This window comes from Micromonospora sp. NPDC047762 (assembly GCF_043204655.1).
Lineage (GTDB): Bacteria > Actinomycetota > Actinomycetes > Mycobacteriales > Micromonosporaceae > Micromonospora.
Genome location: NZ_JBIDCQ010000014.1, coordinates 25,789 through 39,419 on the forward strand (window position 1 = coordinate 25,789; position 13,631 = coordinate 39,419).

Genomic DNA, 13,631 nt, shown 5'->3' on the forward strand with positions numbered 1-13,631 from the left:
TGTTGGAGGTCGCATGTCCCGCAACGCAGAGTCCACCGCATTCCGGAGTGCCCTTGAGGTGATCCGGGCTGTCGAGCCGCGGGTCGCCGACGCCATCGGCGCCGAGCTGACCGACCAGCGGGAGTCACTCAAGCTGATCGCCAGCGAAAATTACGCCTCCCCGGCGACCCTGCTGGCCATGGGCAACTGGTTCAGCGACAAGTACGCCGAGGGCACCGTCGGCCGCCGCTTCTACGCCGGCTGCCAGAACGTCGACACCGTCGAGGCGCTCGCCGCCGAGCACGCCCGGGAGCTGTTCGGCGCCGCGCACGCGTACGTGCAGCCGCACTCGGGCATCGACGCCAACCTGGTCGCCTTCTGGGCGGTGCTCGCCGACCGGGTGGAGTCCCCCGCCCTGAAGAAGGCCCAGGTCCGCCAGGTCAACGACCTCACCGAGGCCGACTGGTTCGCGCTGCGCCGCGAGCTGGGCAACCAGCGGATGCTCGGCATGTCGCTGGACGCCGGCGGCCACCTCACCCACGGTTTCCGGCCGAACATCTCCGGCAAGATGTTCGACCAGCGCAGTTACGGCACCGACCCGGCGACCGGTCTGATCGACTACGACCGGGTGGCCGAGGCGGCCCGCGAGTTCAAGCCGCTGATCCTGGTGGGCGGCTACTCCGCGTACCCACGGAAGGTGAACTTCCGGATCCTGCGCGAGATCGCCGACTCGGTCGGCGCGACCTTCATGGTCGACATGGCGCACTTCGCGGGCCTGGTGGCCGGCAAGGTGTTCACCGGCGACTTCGACCCGGTGCCGCACGCGCACATCGTCACGACCACCACCCACAAGTCGCTGCGCGGCCCGCGCGGCGGCATGGTGCTCTGCCAGCCGGAGCTGGCCGACCAGGTGGACCGGGGCTGCCCGATGGTGCTCGGCGGGCCGCTGCCGCACGTGATGGCCGCCAAGGCGGTCGCGCTCGCCGAGGCCCGCCGGCCCGACTTCGCCGACTACGCCCAGCGGATCGTGGACAACTCGCAGGCCCTCGCCGAAGGGCTGTTGCGTCGGGGCGCGAAGCTCGTCACCGGTGGCACCGACAACCACCTGGTGCTGATCGACGTGTCCGGCTACGGGCTCACCGGCCGGCAGGCCGAGCAGGCCCTCCTCGATTCGGGCATCGTCACCAACCGCAACTCGGTCCCGCAGGACCCGAACGGCGCCTGGTACACCTCCGGCATTCGGATCGGCACCCCGGCGCTGACCACGCGGGGCCTGGGCACCGCCGAGATGGACCAGACCGCCGAGCTGATCCACACCGTGCTGACCCAGACCACCGCTGGCGCCAACGCCGACGGCACCCCGTCGAAGGCGAAGTACACCCTGGACGCCGGCCTGGCCGACAAGATCGCCCGCCAGGCCACCGACCTGCTGGCCACGTACCCGCTCTACCCCGGCATCGACCTGAGCTGACCCGACCGACTCGCGTCGATCATGGAGTTGTGGTGCCCGAATGAGGGCGGGTAGCGAATGTCGCCCACCACCACAACTCCATGATCGACGCGGACGGGGGCGGAGAGCCGGGGTCAGGCCATGGGGCGCTTGAGGTGGTAGCGGTGAACTTCGGTGCTGCCTTGGACGTTGTTGACGTCCTCGGCGGCGGAGACCAGCTCCCACCCCTCCCGGCCGGCGCGGTTGAGGTGCGCGATGGCGGTGTCGCCGAAGGCGGTGATGTCCTTGCGTGACCCGTCCGGCGCGTACCAGACGAACGAGACGTGAAAATTGCGGCCCTGTCCCTGATAGCGACGGACGAGCAGGGCGTACTCCCAGGCAACCATGCGGCTTATTATGACCGTCCAACGAGGACGGCGGCACGCGGGTCGTCGCGCATTGCCATCCGATGAACGCGGTGTGTCAACCCGCCCGGCGAGTCAACTCGTCGGTGATCAGCGCCGCGAGGCGATCCAGCCCGACGTCGATCTGCTCCGGTGTGACAGCGCTCACCGACAACCGCAACGCGCGCACCGGCGCGGAGTCGTCGTAGAAGTGCGCCATCGGCGTCCACAGCACCCCGTGGTCGCGCGCCGAGCGGTCCAGCAACGCGTCGTCGACCGGGAACGGCACGGTCACCACCACGAAGAACCCGCCGGCCGGCACCGTCCACCGCACCCCGGCCTGGTCCGGGTGCTCCGGCTGATCCGGAAAGCGCCGGGTGAGGCCGGCCACCAGGTGGCGCAGATTCCTGGTGTACGCGGACCGCTCCCGGGTGTTGGCGGCCACCAGGCTGCAACCGTGCTCCAGCAGCCGGCCGCCGATCACCGCCTGCGCGATGGGCGACGTGTTCACGGTGACCATGCTCTTGATCATGGCGAGCTGGTCGGCGAGCGTGCCGACCGGCCCGCCCGGGCCGCCGACCCGCTGGTCGGCGACGACGTAGCCGACACGCGCCCCGGGGAGCACGGTCTTGGCGAACGAGCCGAGGTAGACGACCCGCCGGCCGGTGTCCAACGCCTTCAGGGTGGGCGGGCGCGGCCCGTCGTCGCTGTGGAACAGTCCGTACGGGTTGTCCTCCAGCAGCAGCAGATCCTCCTGCGTCGCCAGGTCCAGCAACCGTTGCCGGTGTGCGGTGTCGATACTGACGCCGGAGGGGTTGGCGAAGTCCGGCATCAGGTAGCAGGCGCGCGGCCGCAGCCCCGCAGCCCGGGCTCGGCGTGCCTGGGCGGCCAGGTCGGCCAGGTCGACCCCGGTCGGCCCACCGGCGACCGGCCACACCGGCAGGTCCACCAGCCGGGCCGCCCCGGTCAGGCCGACGTAGGTCGGGGCGACCGCGAGCAGCACATCCGCCGGCCCGGCCCGCAACGCCCGCAGCACCAGGAACATGGCCTCCTGGCAGCCGACGGTCACCACCACGTCCTCCGGGTCGACGGTGATCCCCTCGTCGACGGCGAGGTTGCGGGCGATCAGGTGGTGCACGATGCCCTTGGTCCGGCCGTACTGCAGCAGCAGCCGCCGGGCCTGCTCGGGTCGGTGCCCCAGGTCGTCGACGAGGTGCCGGTGGAAGGTGTCCAGGTGCCGGTGCACCGCCGCGACGTCGAAGAACTCCTCGTACGGCCGGCCGGCCGCGAGGGACACCGCCGTCGGGTGACGCTCGGACACCTCGTTGAGGAAGTTCATCGAGGTCAGCGCCGGATCGCCCAGCGCGGGGTGCAGGTCGGCGACGGTCAGGTCGACCGGTTCGGCAGCGCTCATCCCTCAACCCACCCCGAGGGTGCGCAGCTGGCCGGCCGCCACCACGTCGGCGCAGCCGGCCAGGGTGAGCGCGTCGGTCAGCTCGGCGGCGAGCAGCCCCAACGCGTCCCGGGCGGCCGGTTCGCCACCGACGGCGAGGGCCCAGAGCAGCGGTCGGCCGACAAGCACCCCGGCCGCACCCAACGCCAACGCCCGCAGCACGTCGGTGCCGCAACGGATGCCGCTGTCCAGCAGCACCTGGCAGCCGTCCCCGACCGCGTCGACGACCTCCGGCAGCATGGTGACGCTCGCCGGTGAGCCGTCCAGTTGCCGCCCGCCGTGGTTGGAGACGACCACCGCGTCGGCGCCGACCCGTACCGCCTCGGTCGCGTCGCGCGGGTCCAGCAGCCCCTTGACCACCAGCGGCAGGTCGACCTGCTCGCGCAGCCACGCCAGGTCCGCCCAGCGCAGCGCCGGGGCGAACGACGCGGCGGTGTGCGCGGCGATCGCGGACACCCCGGGGGCGCCGGAGTGCGCCAAGGCGTCGCGACCGTCGGGGAGGTTCGCGGCGACCACCTCGGTCGGCAGCCGGAACGCGTTGCGGAGGTCCCGGGGGCGTCGGCCGAGCACCGGGACGTCCACTGTGACCACCAGCGCCCGGCAGCCGGCCGCGACGACCCGGTCCAGCAGGTCGCGGACGAGCGCCCGGTCGCGCAGCCAGTAGAGCTGGAACCAGACGTCCGCCCCCGCCCCTGTGACCTGTTCGATGGGGGTGCTGCCCAGCGTGCTGGCCAGGTACGGGATCTTGGCCGCGCCGGCCGCCGCGGCCAGAGCGAGCTCTCCGTCCGGGTGTACGAGCCGCTGGTACGCCATCGGCGCCACCCCGACCGGCATGGCGTACCGACGGCCGAGCAGGTGGGCGCCGAGGTCGACGGTGTCCACGCCGCGCAGCACCCGGGGCAGCACCGCGACCCGGTCCAGCGCGCGACGGTTCGCGGCGAGGGTCACCTCCGACGCGCTGCCGCCGGCCAGGTAGTCCCACACGTCCGGCGGCAGCACGGCCCGGGCGCGCTCGGCGTAGTCGGCGAGCGACACGGCCGGCCGGTCGGCCAACCCCCGCTCACCCATCGCCGGGCCCCGCCGCCGCCACGCCGGCCGCCTCGCCCGAGCCCGCCGAGGCCGAGCCCGCCCCGCCCGAGCCCGCTGCGGCCGGCAGTCCGAAGCGCTCGCGGAGGAAGGCCGCCGCGCTCTCCTGCGCGAGCCGCCCGTCGGTGAAGGTGCCCGGCATGGCGAAGAACCCGTGGATCATGCCGGGGTAGTGCGCCAGCCGGGTGGGCACGCCGGCGTCGCGCAGCCGATCGGCGTACCGCTGCCCCTCGGCGCACAGGGGATCCAGTTCGGCGGTGATCACCAGCGCCGGCGGCAACCCGGAGAGGTCCTCGGCGAGCAGCGGCGAGGCCAGCGGGTCCCTCGCGTGGGCCGGGTCGACCAGGTAGTTCCTCCGGTACCAGACGACCGAACGGCGGTTGAACAGCGCGGGGTCCTCGTCCCCGGCCGGTTCGCCGCTCTGGTCGGTGTTCGGGTAGACCAGCAGTTGCGCGGCGAGCGGCGGCCCGTCCGTTCGGCTGAGCAGGGTGACCGCGGCGGCCAGGTTCCCACCGGCGCTGTCCCCACCGACCGCCAGTCGGGTCGGGTCGGCGCCCAGCTCGTCGGCGTGCCGGGCGATCCACGAGGTGGCGGCGTGGCAGTCGTGCACGGCCGCCGGGAAGGGGTGCTCCGGGGCGAGGCGGTAGCCGACGGTGATCACCTGACAGGGCACGGCGTTGGCCAGCCGCCGGCAGATGCCGTCGGCGGTGTCGATGCTGCCGAGCGTCCACCCGCCGCCGAAGAAGTACAGCAGGGTGGGCAGCGGACCCGAACCGGCCGGTCGGTACACCCGCAGCGGCAGCTCCCCGGCGGGGCCGGGGATCCGCTCGTCGCGTACCTCGGTCACCGGCTCGACCGCGCCGCTGCCGGCGCGGATCGCGGCCAGGTCCGCGGCGCGCGCCTCGGAGAGCGTCTGTGCGTACAGCGGTGGGGTGCCGGCCGCGGCGCGGGCCGCCCGGTACGCGGCCACCTCCGGGTGTGCTGCCATGTCGCTCCTATCCGCCGGTGCTGACCAGCAGCTTGTCGATGCCACGCAGGAACAGGCTGCCGCTGAACGTCGGTGTCTCGGTGCCCGTCAGCGCGGGGAACCTGGCGAACAGCCGGGGCAGCGCGAGGCGACCCTCCAACCGCGACACCGCCGCGCCGAGGCAGAAGTGCAGACCCACCCCGAAGGCCAGCGACGGCGGGCCGGGACGGGTCGGGTCGAAGGTGTCCGGGGCCGGGAAACGGGCCGGATCGCGGTTGGCCGCCCCGATCATGATCAGCACGTTGTCGTTGGCGGCGACCGGCACGCCGTGCAGCACGGTGTCGGCCGGCGCGGCGCGGGCCAGGAAATGCACAGGGCTCGCCAACCGCAGCACCTCGTCGACGCAGCCCTGCGCCAGCGTGGCGTCGGTGGGCAGCGCCGCGACCGTCCGCGGGTGGGCCAAAAGTAGCGGCAGCCCGTTGCTGAACATGTAGACGGTGGTGACGAAGCTGGCGTTGAACAGCACGATCAGGTTGCTGACCAACTCCTCCTCGGTCAGCTCCACCTCCCCGGAGTCGAGCGCCTCGACCAATGCGCTGAGCAGGTCATCCCCGGGCAGCCGGCGGCGGTGCCCGATCAACTCCCGGTAGAAGGCCCGCAACTCCTCAGCGGCGGTGTTGGCCGCGGCCAGCCGCTGCGGGGTCTTCCCCGCCACGTCCAGGAATTCGTCGATCCACTCCACCCGCTCGCGGTACCACGGCAGATCGGCGGCCGGGATGCCGATGAACTCGGCCATCACCAGGGCCGGAATCGGGTACGCGAAGTCGGCCACGAAGTCGACCACGCCATCCCCGGCGTCCGCCATCCGGTCCAGCAGCTCGTCGACCACGCGCAGGATCACCGGTTCCAGCGCGCCGAGCCGGCGCGGCGTGAAGGTGCGGGAGAAGACGTGCCGCATCCGGGTGTGATCGGGCGGGTTGACGAACATCATCGAGGTCTGGAAGGTCCGCAGGATCTCGTGCTCCTCCCAGCCCGGCGGCGGCTGTTTCGTCCACTCCGGATCGCGCAGCAACCCGTCGACGAGGTCGTAGCCGACCGCGACCGCGGCCACCGTACGGTGCTCGGCGCGCGCCGGCACCGCGCTGATCGGGCCGAGCCGGTGCAGTTCCGCGTACCACGGGTACGGGTCCTGTCTGCCCTGCTCGCTGTACAGGCCGGTGAGTAACTCCCCTACCTCCATGATCAAACTCCTCCCCAGGATGTCGGTGACCGGGGGCGGCGGGGATCACCCGCCGCCCCCGGTCCGGATCACAGGTCGAGCAGCCGCAGCGGCACGGCGTCCGCCAACGCCTGGTTGCCGGCGTCGTTCGGGTGGATGTGGTCCCCCGAGTCGTATGCGGGCAGCAACTGGCTGGGCCGGGCCGGGTCACGCAGCACCCGGTCGAAGTCGAGCAGCCCGTCGAACTCCCTGCTGCCGCGCAGGTACGCGTTCACCGCCTGGCGGGTGGCCTCCTTCTGCGGCGTCCACACACCCGGCGCGCCGTGCCCCTCGTACGGGGTCAGCGTGGCCACCAGACTGGTCAGCCCGCGCTGCTGGAGCTGCTGGTTGATCTGCCGCAGCGTGCCGATGATCGCCTCGGGTGAGTCGTTCGACATCCAGATGTCGTTGATGCCCAGGTGGGTGACGACGGTACGCACACCGGTCTGCGGGAACACGTCCTCGTTGAGCCGGGCCGCCGCGTTCGGGCCGAGCTGGTAGTAGCCCGGGTAGTTGCCGTCGCCCGGCTCGGTGCCCTCGTGGTTGAGCCGGTTGCCGGCCAGGCTCAGGTTGAGCACGCCCGGGGTGCGCCTGTCCGGCCGGTCGGCGAGCAACCGGTCGGAGAGCAGGTCGGGCCAACGCCGGTTGGCGTTGACGGTGCTGCCGTTGCCGTCACCGATGGAGTCGCTGAGCACGACCAGCGCGCCGGGGCTGCCCTTGCGTTGCACGTCGACGCCGGAGAGGAAGAACCAGCAGCAGGTGGGGCGGGTGGTGAAGCCGGTGCCCTCGGCCGCCCCGGTCAGATCCCCGGCGCCGATGAAGTTGGCCTGCTGGGACTGCCCGTGGAACGTGGTCGGACCGGTCGGCGTCGGGAAGTGCAGGGTGACCACCAGGTCGCTGTCGTCAGCGACCGGGAAGGCCAGCGGGTCGCTGAGCAGTTCGGCGCCCCGGTTCATGGTCGCCGTGGGCGCACCGGTGAAACTCAACGGACGTACCGAGGCCGCGTCGATGTCGGAGAGGTCGTCCGGTGTCGCGGTGTTCGGCCGGGCGACGGTGGCGCGACCGACGGTGACCGCCTGCTCGCCGTAGAGGTTGCTCAGGCGGACCCGCAGCGCCGGGCCGCCCACGGAGACGTGCACGATCATCCGGACGCTCTGGTTGTTGAGGCCGGTGTTCGTCAGCCCGACCGAGTTGCCCCGGGTGACCGCGGTGGCCCAACTGCCCGCCCATTCGGCGCGGGAGTCGGGTCGGCCGGCGGCGGTGCCGGACGGACCGGCGCTGGCGACGACGGCGGGTGCGCCGACGACCAACAGCACGGCCGCAGCGGCGATGACAGGCCATCTCTTCGGGGTTGCCGTTGCCATGGAGCCTCCATCGTGTGGCAGCCCAGGGCCGTCTGCTGACGGCGCCCGCCTGGACGATGGTCCAGAAACCTAGCCGCCGCCGTTGACGGGCGTCAATCAACCTGATCGACGCGATCAAATGTCCGGCGGGCCGTTCGGATCGCCCGTCGGCACGGTTCCGACCAGCCGTTTCGCGCCTAGGCTTCCAGGCGGCGGCGGTGCGGTCGCCAAGCGCGCCACCGTCGCGTCGTCACCGGGAAACTGCCCGGGGACCGCCGCTTTTCTCAGATGGGGGCTGCCGGATGACTGACGGACCCGGGCACACCACTACCTACGTGGACAGGGTGTTGGATCTCTTCGCCGAGTTCGGCGACCGGGAGGCGCTTGTCGGCGCCGGTCGCCGACTCACCTACACCGAGGCCGCCGCGCTGGTCCGGGCGATGGCCGCGACGGTGACCCGGCACGGCGTACGGCCCGGGTCGGCGGTGCTGGTGACAGTCGCGAACGCGGTGGAGGGTCCGCTGCTACAGCTCGCCCTGCATCTGCTCGGCTGCCGGACGATGTGGGTCGCTCCGGTGACCGCGCGCCGGGAGGTCGACGAGTTCATCCGGTTGGCCCGCCCGGACGCCCTGGTCTACGACGCGCGGGACCGGGACAGTCTGGGCCCTGAGCTGGCCGCCGCGCTGCCCGGCACACCGGTGTGCTGTCTGGGCTCGGGCGGCACCGGGCCCGATCTCACGGCCGACGCCGACGCCGACGTGACCGGCCTGCCGGCGTCGGTGCCGGCACCCGAGTCGTTCCTGCAGACCAGCGGCACGACCGGCAGCCCGAAGCTGGTGCACCATAGGGAGAGCTTCTACGCCCAGATCCTCGCCCTGGCCGCCGACTTCCGCGCCGCCGGGTTCCCGTTGTTGCGGCACCTGTCGCACTCGCCGATGTGGCTGGCCAGCGGGCAGATCACCACGCTGTTCAACCTGTTCACCGGCGGGGTGCTGTTCCTGCGCGACGACTGGGACCCGGTGGCCTTCGTGGACACCGTGCAACGGGAGCGGATCAACTCGACCTTCGTCACGCCGCCGATGCTCTACGAGGTGCTGGACCACCCGGCGCTGGTCGGCGCGGACTTCTCCGCCATGTTCATGTTCAACGTGGGCGCCGGGCCCGCCGCGCCCGCCCGGCTGCGCCAGGCCATCGCCCGGTTCGGCCCGGTGCTGCGCATCGTGTACGGCCTCAGCGAGGCGGTCGTGATCACCGCGCTGCCCGGGCTGACCGACGATCCGGAGCACCCGGAGCGGTTGCGCTCGTGCGGGCGGCCCTACGGCGACGTCCGCGTCGAGATCCGCGATGACGACGGCGCGGTGCTGCCGACGGGCCGCGACGGCGAGGTGTGGGTACGGACCCGACTGAGCTTCGCCGGCTACCACGGTCAGCCGGAGCTGACCGCGCAGACGCTCGTCGACGGGTGGGTGCGAACCCGCGACATCGGCCACCTCGACGACGACGGTTACCTCTACCTCGTCGACCGGGCACACGACATGATCGTCACGCATCGCCGGAACTGGGCGATCTTCTGCCGTCCCATCGAGGACGTGCTGGTCGGGCACCCCCAGGTACGGGCCGCCGCCGTCATCGGCGTGCCGGACGAGACGGTCGGCGAGGTGCCGCACGCGTACGTGGTGCTCGGGCCGGGCGCGACGGTCACCGGGGCGGAGCTGATCGACCTCGTGACCGTCGAACTCAACGAGATGTGGGCGCCGGCCGCTGTGGAGGTCCTCGACCGGCTGCCGGTGAACCGGTCGATGAAGGTGGACAAGCGGGCGCTGCGCGCGCGGTACGCGGCCCGTCGGGCGGCGGCGGTCGGGGCGTGACCCCCCGCCGGCAACTGGTCGTCCTGGTCAGCGCGGACCTGATCTCCAACCTGGGCACCCGCATCTCGGTGGTGACCATTCCGTGGCTGGTGCTGGTCACCACCGGCAGCCCCACCAAGATGGGTCTGGTCGCGTTCGCGGAGACCCTGCCGTACCTGCTGTCCAGCGCGTTGGGCACACCCTGGGCGGACCGGATCGGCCTGCGCCGTACCTCGATCCTCTGCGACGCGGGCAGCGCGGTGGTGATGGTCGTCGTGGCGCTGACCCCGTGGTTGGGCTTCGTCCCGCTGGTGGCGCTCGTCGCGGTGGCCGGCGCGCTGCGGGGCATCGGGGACCGGGTGAAGCACGTGATGTTCCGGCCGGTCGCGGAGGCCGCCGGAGTGCCGCTGATCCGCCTGACCTCCGCGTACGACGGGCTCAGCCGGGTGGTGACACTGTTCGGCGCCGCGGTGGGCGGCCTGCTGATCGCCGTCTTCGGGGTGACCGAGGCGATCCTCATCGACGCGGCCAGCTTCGGGGTCTGCGCGCTGCTCATCGGCGTCCTGGTCCGCCCGCCGGCCGCCCCGACGCAACCCACCAAGCCGGAAAGCTACCTGCGCGCCCTGCGGGGTGGCTTCAGTTACCTGGGCCGGGACCGGCCGCTGCTCGGCATGCTCGCCGTCATCTCGGCGCTGAACATGGTGGCCAACGCCAGCGTGGCCGTCTACATCCCGGTCTGGGTCGCCCGGGAGCTTCCCGGCCCGAGCGGCCTCGGCCTGGTGTTGGCGGCGTTCTCGGCGGGCGCGCTGCTGGGCAACCTGGTGTTCACCGCGCTCGGGCCCCGGCTGCCCCGGCGGCTGACGTTCCTGGTCGGCGCGCTGGTCGCCGGCACGCCCCGGTTGGTGGCGCTGGCGATCAGCGACGAGCTGCCGGTGGTGCTCGTGGTGACGTTCCTGTCCGGAATCGGCATCGCGGCGGTCAACCCGCTGCTCGGGGTGGCGCTCTACGAGCGGGTGCCGCCGGAGCTGCAGACCCGGGTGATCGGCATCGCCGGTTCGTTGGCGTTCGTCGGTCTGCCGGTCGGCGCGCTGCTCGGCGGCTGGTCGGTGGACGCGCTGGGATTCACCCCGGCCCTGCTGACCATGGCGGCGGCGTGCCTGGTGGTCACCGCGTACCCGCTGCTGAGCAGGGCCTCCGGCCCGGAGACACCGCTGCGGCCCACTCCCGCCACCACCCGGTAAACCCGTTGCGGGTCCCGGCCCGACTGCCGCAGGCCGGACGGGTGGGCGCGTACCGGTTGAGGCCCGTCAGCGCCCGGCGGCAGCCGGGGTGGCGTGCTCGGTACGGCAGCGCGGGCAGCGCAGCCGCGTTCCGGCTGCCGCCCGGGGCACCCGGAGCCGCTGACCGCAGCCGCAGGTCAGCACCGGCGCCGACGCGCGGAGGTATTCGTCCCGGTCCCGGCGCGGCCACCGGCCGTGGCAGCGGGCGCACCATTTCGGCGGGTAGCTGTGGTAGTGGGCGAGGCCGAACGCGCCCGCGATCATCAGCGCGACGGGGACCAGCAGACCGAGCGGCACGAGCAACGCGGTCGGCACTCCGCCGAGGCCGTCGGAGACCAACTCGGCGACCACCGCGAGCACGACCACCGGCACACCGAGCACTGTGAACCCGAAACCCCAGGCGAAGGTCAGCAGGGACGGCAGGAACATCCACATGCCGCCCGGCGCCCAGCGGCGGACCCCGTACCCGCCGCAGCGCGGGCAGTTCGGCGAGGCGCGGTGCGGCACCGATCGCAGCGCCTTCGGCGCCAACCACTGCACCAGGAGCTTGAGGATCTCCTCGACCAGTTTCGTCGCGAGAGCCTGAAGCAACGAACCGAGCATCCGGTCACCTCCCTCGCCCACGGATCCCGCGGCGTTACCCCCTCCCACCCGGCGGGTAGACGGGCCGTGCCGACACCGAGAGGGGAGCACCATGACAACGGTCGGAGAGTTCATGACGGTCGACCCACCGCCCATGGTGGGCGGTGGGTGCCAACAGCCCGTCCCAGCGCGCCGATCTCGTCGCGCCCAAGACGCCGATCCGACAGCGCCCGCGCGTTGTTCGTCGGACGTTCGGTTGCTGGTCGCGCGGGCGTCGGCGACGGCTGACTAGCGTCTACCGTCGTCACCGCACCTGGAGGGCCGCCGCGTATGACGTCGTCACCCACCCGCCGCCGCACCACGGAGGTCGTCGCCGTGCGCCGGATCGGCGACAGCGCGCCGCACAGCGCGTTCACCGACCTCGTCCGGTACGCCGGAAGCTGGTTCTGCGCCTTCCGGGAGGCCCGCACCCACCTCAGCGACGACGGCGTGATCCGGGTACTGACGTCGACCGACGGCCGGTCCTGGACCTCCGCGACGATCATCGCGCAGCCCGGTGCCGACCTGCGCGACCCCCGCTTCGTGGCGCGCCCCGACGGGCGGCTGCAACTGCTCGCGGCGGCCGCCACCGGCGCGGCCAGCAAGACGTTCCAGACGGTGACCTGGCTCAGCACCGACGGGCACACCTGGGGTGATCCGACCCCGGTGGGCGAGCCGGGCGTCTGGGTGTGGCGGGCGGCCTGGCACGACGACGCGATGTACGGCGTCGGCTACGCCACCCGGGAGCCGAGGTTCGCCCGGCTCTACCGCAGCACGGACGGGGTGGACCTGCGGCAGTGGGTGCCGACGCTGTTCGCTGACGGGTACCCCAACGAGTCCGGCCTGGTCTTCGCGCCGGACGGTACCGCCCTCTGCCTGCTGCGGCGGGACGCGGCCACCGCGAGCGCGCAGCTCGGCCGGGCCGTGCCGCCGTACCGGGACTGGACCTGGACGGATCTGGGTGTCCAGGTGGGCGGGCCGGCGCTGCTCCGACTGCCCGACGGGCTGCTGCTGGCCGGGGTGCGCCTGCACGACGGCGAGGTCCGCACCGCGATCTGCGTCGTCGATGCGGACCGCGGCGAGCTGACCGAACTGGTCGCGCTGCCGTCCGGTGGCGACACCAGCTACCCCGGGCTGGTCTGGCACGACGACCTGCTGTGGGTGAGCTACTACTCGTCGCACGAGGGGAAGACCTGTGTCTACCTGGCCGAGGTCAGCCTGACCGGCTGAGCCTGGCCCGGCAGCCCGGCGGTCGGCTAGCGTGCCGGCATGCCATCGACGCTCAGCGAATCGACGGACCCGTACTGTCTGCGCCCCGGGGAGGCCACCGAGTTGCTGAACGGGCACCGGTGGCGGCGGTTCGTGGCGCTCGGCGACAGCGTCGTGGAGGGCATGTGTGAGCCGACACCGGGCTACCCGGACGTGCAGTGGGTCGACCGGGTCGCCGCCGAGCTGACCTCCGTGCGCCCCGAACTGGCGTACCGGAATCTGGGTCGACGCGGGCTGCGCGCGCACCAGGTGCGGGCCACCCAGCTCAGCCCGGCGCTGGCCTTCGCACCGGACCTGGCGCTTGTCGTCTGCGGCGGCAACGACGCCTTCCATCCGGCGTACGACGCGGAGGCGGTGGACGCCGAGCTGGCCGCGATGATCGTCGCGCTGCGCGAGGTGGGCGCCGACGTGATCACCCTGGGCATGTTCGACGTCTCACACAGCCCGGCGGTGCCCGCGCACCTCCGGCCCGGCCTGGGCGAGAGGATGCGCCGCCTGTCGGCCCACACGGCCACCCTCGCCGAACGCCTGAGAACGATCCACGTACACCTGACCGACCATCCCCTGACGGCCGACCCCACCCTCTACAGCAGCGACGGCCGCCACGGCAGCGCCCGCAGCGACGCCATAGCCACAGCCCAAACCCTGCGCACCCTCTCCCCCCACGGTCGACCCCGTTGATCATGAAGTTATTG

At 72.5% G+C, this 13,631-nt stretch carries 11 protein-coding genes and 1 pseudogene; 5 read left to right on the forward strand and 7 right to left on the reverse strand.

Annotated elements, in window-relative coordinates; genetic code table 11:
* Positions 1–13: 13 nt before the first annotated feature.
* Positions 14–1,450 carry a glycine hydroxymethyltransferase gene (locus ACGF3C_RS31460; protein ID WP_357205050.1) on the forward strand — a complete coding sequence of 479 codons (1,437 nt, stop codon included), beginning with the start codon at positions 14–16 and terminating at the stop codon, positions 1,448–1,450.
* A 113-nt stretch (positions 1,451–1,563) separates the two neighbouring features.
* On the opposite strand, the gene ACGF3C_RS31465 is transcribed toward ACGF3C_RS31460, so the two are convergent.
* From ACGF3C_RS31465 to ACGF3C_RS31490, 6 genes and pseudogenes are all read right to left on the reverse strand, one after another.
* Complete coding sequence (locus ACGF3C_RS31465; protein WP_357205073.1) at positions 1,564–1,824, reverse strand: hypothetical protein; 261 nt, start codon at positions 1,822–1,824, stop codon at positions 1,564–1,566.
* A gap of 67 nt (positions 1,825–1,891) precedes the next feature.
* Positions 1,892–3,226: a PLP-dependent aminotransferase family protein gene (locus ACGF3C_RS31470; RefSeq protein ID WP_393227348.1), complete on the reverse strand. Its 1,335-nt coding sequence runs from the start codon at positions 3,224–3,226 to the stop codon at positions 1,892–1,894.
* 3 nt (positions 3,227–3,229) lie between these two features.
* Positions 3,230–4,333: an alpha-hydroxy acid oxidase gene (locus ACGF3C_RS31475; RefSeq protein ID WP_393227350.1), complete on the reverse strand. Its 1,104-nt coding sequence runs from the start codon at positions 4,331–4,333 to the stop codon at positions 3,230–3,232.
* A gap of 76 nt (positions 4,334–4,409) precedes the next feature.
* A pseudogene (locus ACGF3C_RS31480) lies at positions 4,410–5,339 on the reverse strand (alpha/beta hydrolase); the annotation flags it as partial.
* Between the two features lie 7 nt (positions 5,340–5,346).
* Complete coding sequence (locus ACGF3C_RS31485; RefSeq protein ID WP_393227352.1) at positions 5,347–6,558, reverse strand: cytochrome P450; 1,212 nt, start codon at positions 6,556–6,558, stop codon at positions 5,347–5,349.
* A gap of 68 nt (positions 6,559–6,626) precedes the next feature.
* Positions 6,627–7,907: an SGNH/GDSL hydrolase family protein gene (locus ACGF3C_RS31490; protein ID WP_393227493.1), complete on the reverse strand. Its 1,281-nt coding sequence runs from the start codon at positions 7,905–7,907 to the stop codon at positions 6,627–6,629.
* A gap of 314 nt (positions 7,908–8,221) precedes the next feature.
* Here ACGF3C_RS31490 and ACGF3C_RS31495 point away from each other — a divergent pair, with 314 nt between their 5' ends.
* Together ACGF3C_RS31495 and ACGF3C_RS31500 are read left to right on the forward strand one after the other, a co-directional pair.
* Positions 8,222–9,787: an AMP-binding protein gene (locus ACGF3C_RS31495; protein WP_393227353.1), complete on the forward strand. Its 1,566-nt coding sequence runs from the start codon at positions 8,222–8,224 to the stop codon at positions 9,785–9,787.
* The gene (locus ACGF3C_RS31500) at positions 9,784–11,007 is read left to right on the forward strand and encodes an MFS transporter (protein ID WP_393227355.1); all 1,224 of its coding nucleotides are present in this window, start codon (positions 9,784–9,786) and stop codon (positions 11,005–11,007) included. The genes ACGF3C_RS31495 and ACGF3C_RS31500 overlap by 4 nt, the downstream gene beginning before the upstream one ends.
* Positions 11,008–11,073: 66 nt before the next feature.
* Here the strand turns inward: ACGF3C_RS31500 and ACGF3C_RS31505 are convergent, their stop codons facing one another.
* Positions 11,074–11,649, reverse strand: a complete 576-nt coding sequence (locus ACGF3C_RS31505) for a hypothetical protein (protein WP_357233205.1) — start codon at positions 11,647–11,649, stop codon at positions 11,074–11,076.
* A 309-nt stretch (positions 11,650–11,958) separates the two neighbouring features.
* On the opposite strand from ACGF3C_RS31505, the gene ACGF3C_RS31510 reads away from it, so the two are divergent.
* Both ACGF3C_RS31510 and ACGF3C_RS31515 read left to right on the forward strand, forming a co-directional pair.
* Positions 11,959–12,897: a sialidase family protein gene (locus ACGF3C_RS31510; RefSeq protein WP_357233207.1), complete on the forward strand. Its 939-nt coding sequence runs from the start codon at positions 11,959–11,961 to the stop codon at positions 12,895–12,897.
* Between the two features lie 39 nt (positions 12,898–12,936).
* On the forward strand, positions 12,937–13,617 hold the full coding sequence (locus ACGF3C_RS31515) for an SGNH/GDSL hydrolase family protein (RefSeq protein ID WP_393227357.1): 681 nt from the start codon (positions 12,937–12,939) through the stop codon (positions 13,615–13,617).
* Positions 13,618–13,631 lie beyond the last annotated feature (14 nt).

Bases quoted from the DNA above. Each gene is read 5' to 3' on its own strand.
- ACGF3C_RS31485 (WP_393227352.1), bottom strand. From the start codon at position 6,558: ATGGAGGTAGGGGAGTTACTCACCGGCCTGTACAGCGAGCAGGGCAGA.
- ACGF3C_RS31495 (WP_393227353.1), top strand. From the start codon at position 8,222: ATGACTGACGGACCCGGGCACACCACTACCTACGTGGACAGGGTGTTG.
- ACGF3C_RS31470 (WP_393227348.1), bottom strand. From the start codon at position 3,226: ATGAGCGCTGCCGAACCGGTCGACCTGACCGTCGCCGACCTGCACCCC.
- ACGF3C_RS31510 (WP_357233207.1), top strand. From the start codon at position 11,959: ATGACGTCGTCACCCACCCGCCGCCGCACCACGGAGGTCGTCGCCGTG.
- ACGF3C_RS31475 (WP_393227350.1), bottom strand. From the start codon at position 4,333: ATGGGTGAGCGGGGGTTGGCCGACCGGCCGGCCGTGTCGCTCGCCGAC.
- ACGF3C_RS31515 (WP_393227357.1), top strand. From the start codon at position 12,937: ATGCCATCGACGCTCAGCGAATCGACGGACCCGTACTGTCTGCGCCCC.
- ACGF3C_RS31505 (WP_357233205.1), bottom strand. From the start codon at position 11,649: ATGCTCGGTTCGTTGCTTCAGGCTCTCGCGACGAAACTGGTCGAGGAG.
- ACGF3C_RS31460 (WP_357205050.1), top strand. From the start codon at position 14: ATGTCCCGCAACGCAGAGTCCACCGCATTCCGGAGTGCCCTTGAGGTG.